This window comes from Oerskovia enterophila, from assembly GCF_001692445.1.
In the GTDB taxonomy this organism is placed as follows: Bacteria; Actinomycetota; Actinomycetes; order Actinomycetales; family Cellulomonadaceae; genus Oerskovia; species Oerskovia enterophila.
Window position 1 is genome coordinate 1 of the sequence record NZ_MAQA01000099.1, and the last position, 4,641, is coordinate 4,641.

Here is a 4,641-nt window from a genome sequence, read left to right on the forward strand (position 1 = left end):
GTCAGCGACGGGGCCGCGACCGTCGCGATCGTCCCCGAGCACGTGCGGGCACGGCTGGGCCTGCCGGGTCTGCGGCTCGTGGGCAGCCTGACGCGCGGCTGCGACCCACGCCTGCCCGGGTGGGGCCCGGTCCCGGCGGTGCGCGAGCTGCTCGCCCGCACGGGCCGCACCACGGGCGACCTCGCGGCGGTCGAGCTCGTCGAGGCCTTCGCGGCGCAGGTCCTGGCGTTCACCGACGCGCTCCGCCTGCCCGACGACGACGCGCGCCTCTGCGCGGACGGCGGCGCCCTGGCCCTGGGGCACCCGTGGGGCGCGAGCGGCGCCGTCTCGGTCGTCCGGCTCTTCAGCCGCCTCGTGCGCGCGGAGGCACCCGCGGGCTCGCTGGGGCTCGCTGCCGCGGCCGTCGGCGGGGGCCTGGGTGTGGCAGGACTGTTCGAGGTGGTCCGGTGAGGGGCCCGCGCGTGCGGCGGTCCGCTACGGCAGGAGCACAGGGCCGGGCGACCGAGCCACCCGAGGTGGGCTGCGTCGTCGGGCTCGAGGACGTGCACGTGCGCCTGGGCGAGCGCGACGTCCTGCGCGGGGTCACCACGGAGCTGCGCGAGCGACGCATCGGGATCGTGGGGGCCAACGGCTCGGGCAAGAGCACCCTGGCCCGGCTGCTCAACGGGCTCGTCCTGCCCACGCACGGGACAGTCCGGGTCGACGGCCTGGACACCCGCCGCTCGGGCGCCCAGGTGCGCCGGCGCGTGGGCTTCGTGTTCTCCGACCCCGACGCCCAGATCGTCATGCCGACCGTGGCCGAGGACGTCGCCTACTCGCTGCGCCGCAGCGAGCACGACCGTCCCGCGCGCGACCGGCTCGTCGCCGACTGGCTCGCGCGTCACGGCCTCGACGGGCACGCCGACCACCCCGCACACCTGCTCTCGGGCGGCCAGAAGCAGCTCCTCGCCCTCACGTCGGTGCTCGTCAGCGAGCCGCGCCTCGTGGTGGCCGACGAGCCCACGACGCTGCTCGACCTGCGCAACACGCGCCGCGTCGCGTCGCTGCTCGCCGAGATCCCGCAGCAGGTCGTGCTCGTCTCGCACGACCTCGATCTCATGGCGGGCTACGACCGCGTCCTCGTGGTCGACGAGGGTCAGGTCGTGGCCGACGACGAACCCGCTCCCGCGATCGCGTACTACCGCCGGCTCCTGGACGACCGGCCGTGAGCGGGTCGAGCCCGGCCGCCGTCACGGACGTCCCGCGAGGCGGGCCCCGCTCCGCCCCGACGAGCACAGCACGGGGCGCGACGGGCCACGCGGCCGGAGCCTACGTCGTCGGGCGCTCGCTGCTGCACCGCGCCCCCGCCGGACCCAAGCTCGCGGCCCTCATGCTCTGCTCGCTCGCCCTGCTGCTGGTCCGCTCCCCGCTGGGCGTGGGTCTCGCCGCGCTCGCGGTCGCAGGCCTCTACGCGCTCTCCGGCGTCGGCCGGCGCGCCGCGTGGGGGCAGGTGCGGCCCCTGCGTGTGTTCGTGCCCGTGCTCTTCGCGCTCCAGTGGTGGCTCATGGATCTCACCTCCGCGGCCGTGCTCAGCGCGCGGCTCGTGGTCCTCGTGGCGCTCGCGGGTCTCGTCACGTGCACCACGCGGGTCGGCGACCTGCTCGGGGCGATCGAGCGCGGGCTCGCTCCCCTGGGGCGCGTGGGCGTGGACGTCGAGCGCATCGCGCTGGTGCTCGCCCTCGCGCTGCGCAGCGTGCCCGTGATCGCCGACCTCGCAGCGCGGGTCCGCGACGCGCAGCGGGCGCGCGGGCACGAGCGCGACGTCCGCGCGTTCGCCGTGCCGCTCGTCGTGGGCGCGATGCGGCAGGCCGACGCGCTGGGCGAGGCCCTGCGCGCTCGCGGGTTCGACGACTGAGGTCGCCACCGGCGGATCAGTCGGGCCGGTCGCCGGGGTCCGAGGCCCGCTGGAACCGCTGGGCGAGCTCACCGAAGGCCAGCCGGACCTCCTCCGGGTGCAGGACGTGCACATCGGCTTCGAGACGTCCGAGGAGCGAGGCCAGCGCGGTCCACGACCACGACCCCACCTCGACGCTGCACTTGTCGGGCCCCAGGTCCTCGACCACGCCGTCCTCGACGAACGGCGCCACGTCCCGGGCCGGCAGGTCGACGACGACCTTCCCGCGGCACGGCCAGTCGTTCGCGTGCCGGCCGGTGAACCGCGCAGCGACGAACTCCTGGACGTCGCCCCCGGGGACCTCGCGCGGCGTGAACCGCGGGCCCGTGTGCAGGCGGGTCGCCATGCGGTCGACCCGGAAGATCCGCCAGTCCGCGACCCCCAGGTCCCAGGCCACGACGTACCAGCGACCGCGCGAGGCCACGAGGTGGTGCGGCTCGGCTCGCCGGGGAGGTCGCGGCACGTCGCCGCCGGCGCGTGCGCCCGGCGCGCCGTAGTCGAAGCGCACGACCTCCCGCGCGCGGATCGCACCGGACAGCAGGACGAGGTCGTCCGTCCCGACCGTGCTCACCGGAGCATCGGTGGCGAGCGTCGTGAACTGCAGCGCGTCCACGCGGTGACGCAGCCGGGAGGGCATGACGCGGCGGATCGTGGCGAGCGCCTGCGCTGCCGCCTCCTCGACACCGGCGCCCGCGAGGGGCGCCGCACGCAGTGCCACAGCGATGCCCGTGACCTGGTCGTCGTCGAGCAGCAACGGCGGCAGATCGGCGCCGGAGTCCAGGCGGTACCCGCCGATCGAGCCGCGTCCGGCGGTGATCCGGTACCCCATGCCGCGCAGCCGCTCGACGTCCCTGCGCACCGTCCGGAGGCCGACGCCCAGCCGCTCGGCGAGCACCGGTCCGGGCCACTCGCGGCGCGCCTGGAGCAGCGACAGCAGCGCGAGCAGCCGCGAGGCGGTCGCGGCGGGCTGGTTCATGCGTCCATGCTACGAACCATGAGGACAGAAGCTGACCTCATGGATCGGCACAGTGGTCCTCGTCGGGGTACGAGCCCCGAGCACGAACCACCCGAGGAGCCGACATGACCATCACCACCACGACGCACCTGAACTTCCGCGGCGACGCCCGCGAGGCCCTGGCCTTCTACCGGTCGGTCTTCGGCGGGGACCTCGCCACCGTGACCTACGCCGACGCGCACGCCGTGACCGACCCCGCCGAGGCGGACCAGATCATGTGGGGTCAGGTCACCTCCGACGCCGGGTTCCGGGTCATGGCCTACGACGTCCCCTCGCACACGCGCCACGAGCCCGGCGTCCTCCCGGTCTTCGTGTCCGTCCGTGGCACGGACGCCGACGAGCTGCGGGGCCACTGGGGCCGGCTCGCCGAGGGGGCCACGGTCCAGGTCCCGCTCGCGGAGGCCCGGTGGTCCCCGCTGTACGGCATGCTCACGGACCGCTTCGGCGTGACGTGGGTGCTCGACGTCGAGGTCGCCTGGAACGCCTGAGCCACCGCCGACCGCCTCGTGCCTCAGGCCCGGCGCTGCGCCAACCAGTCGATCGCGACGAACCCCTGCCGCCGTTGGAACGCGCGCAAGGTCGGCATGTTCTGCGGTGCGGGGTGCCGCGCTGCGTCGAAGAAGTAGCCCGCGAGCCCCGCGAGGAAGGCGTCGACGTGGTCGCGTGTCGCCCCGCGGAAGAGCGGGTGCGAGGACGCGATCGCGTCGACGTCGACCGTGCTGTCGTTGACGCGCGCGTCGAGCAGCAAGGTCAGGGCGTCGACCCAGCGGGCGCCCGTCCCGGCCCACGGCCAGTCGACGACCCACACGCGCGAGGACTGGTCGACCAGCACGTTGTCGAAGCGGAGGTCGAGGTGGACGAGCCGGTCGCCGTGCGCGGCCTGCGCGGCCGTCGCCGCGAGCGCCTCGAGCTCGTCGAGGTGCTCGAGCGCCCAGGCGGGCAGCCCCGCCAGGTGGTCGTCGGCGCGCAGCCGTGACCAGCCCTCGAACGTGGGGGCGAGCTCGGTCGTCGCGTCGGGGAACGGTGAGGCGCCGGACCCGTCGCGGAGCACGGGGAGCTCGAGCAGGGCGCCGAGCACCGCGATGAGCTCGCGACGCTCGGGCGGCAGGTCGGGGTGCCGGCCCTCGACGTCCTCGACGACGAGGGCGACCCACTCGTCGCTCTCGTGCGCCCCCAGGAGCCGGGGCGCGGGGGCCGCGCCGGGCAGGCGGCGCAGCACGTCGAGCTCGCGCCGATGGATGTCGTACGCGTCGGCGTTGCGCGAACGGCTCACGGCCTTGACGAAGGCGCGCGCGCCCGAGGCGGTGCGCACGCGGTCGGCGCTACCGGGCGAGTAGCCCTGGACCTGGCTCGTGGCGAAGACCACCGGGCTGCCCAGGATCTCCTCGACGTCCGTGCGCACCTGCGGTGCGAGCTCCTGCCAGGTCGTGCGCCGCGTCGAGTCCACCCGGTGAGACTAGTGGTCGGGCGCGGCGCGCACGGACAGCGCGCGCCCGCGAGTCGGCGGGACATCTCTGGTATCGGCCGACCGGCAGGACGACGGTCCGGCATCGGTCGGCCCCTGAGCCCCACGACGCCACCGAGGCCGCGGACCCGTCGTCAGAACGTGGTCGGGGCATAGCCCGGCCACGTTCTGACAACTCGCTGCAGCAAGGGGCGAGACGGCCGGTTTGTCCCCTCCGCCCCACTCGTC

At 75.3% G+C, this 4,641-nt stretch carries 5 protein-coding genes and 1 pseudogene; 4 read left to right on the plus strand and 2 right to left on the minus strand.

The genetic code is table 11. The features are described from left to right. The 3 genes and pseudogenes from OERS_RS20215 to OERS_RS20225 all read left to right on the plus strand — a co-directional run. Nucleotides 1-450: pseudogene (locus OERS_RS20215) on the plus strand (acetyl-CoA C-acyltransferase); the annotation flags it as partial. A gap of 65 nt (nucleotides 451-515) precedes the next feature. Next, complete coding sequence (locus OERS_RS20220; protein WP_211268531.1) at nucleotides 516-1,208, plus strand: energy-coupling factor ABC transporter ATP-binding protein; 693 nt, start codon at nucleotides 516-518, stop codon at nucleotides 1,206-1,208. Then, nucleotides 1,205-1,894: an energy-coupling factor transporter transmembrane component T family protein gene (locus OERS_RS20225; protein ID WP_082608690.1), complete on the plus strand. Its 690-nt coding sequence runs from the start codon at nucleotides 1,205-1,207 to the stop codon at nucleotides 1,892-1,894. The genes OERS_RS20220 and OERS_RS20225 overlap by 4 nt, the downstream gene beginning before the upstream one ends. 16 nt (nucleotides 1,895-1,910) lie before the next feature. Here the strand turns inward: OERS_RS20225 and OERS_RS20230 are convergent, their stop codons facing one another. Then, nucleotides 1,911-2,909 carry a helix-turn-helix transcriptional regulator gene (locus OERS_RS20230; RefSeq protein ID WP_068627773.1) on the minus strand — a complete coding sequence of 333 codons (999 nt, stop codon included), beginning with the start codon at nucleotides 2,907-2,909 and terminating at the stop codon, nucleotides 1,911-1,913. 104 nt (nucleotides 2,910-3,013) lie between these two features. Here OERS_RS20230 and OERS_RS20235 point away from each other — a divergent pair, with 104 nt between their 5' ends. Then, a complete protein-coding gene (locus OERS_RS20235; RefSeq protein ID WP_068627774.1) occupies nucleotides 3,014-3,436 on the plus strand; it encodes a VOC family protein in 423 nt (140 codons plus the stop codon). Nucleotides 3,437-3,459: 23 nt separating this feature from the next. Here the strand turns inward: OERS_RS20235 and OERS_RS20240 are convergent, their stop codons facing one another. Next, the gene (locus tag OERS_RS20240) at nucleotides 3,460-4,395 is read right to left on the minus strand and encodes a phosphotransferase (RefSeq protein WP_068627775.1); all 936 of its coding nucleotides are present in this window, start codon (nucleotides 4,393-4,395) and stop codon (nucleotides 3,460-3,462) included. Nucleotides 4,396-4,641: the final 246 nt, after the last annotated feature.

Bases quoted from the DNA above. Each gene is read 5' to 3' on its own strand.
- OERS_RS20235 (WP_068627774.1), top strand. From the start codon at position 3,014: ATGACCATCACCACCACGACGCACCTGAACTTCCGCGGCGACGCCCGC.
- OERS_RS20230 (WP_068627773.1), bottom strand. From the start codon at position 2,909: ATGAACCAGCCCGCCGCGACCGCCTCGCGGCTGCTCGCGCTGCTGTCG.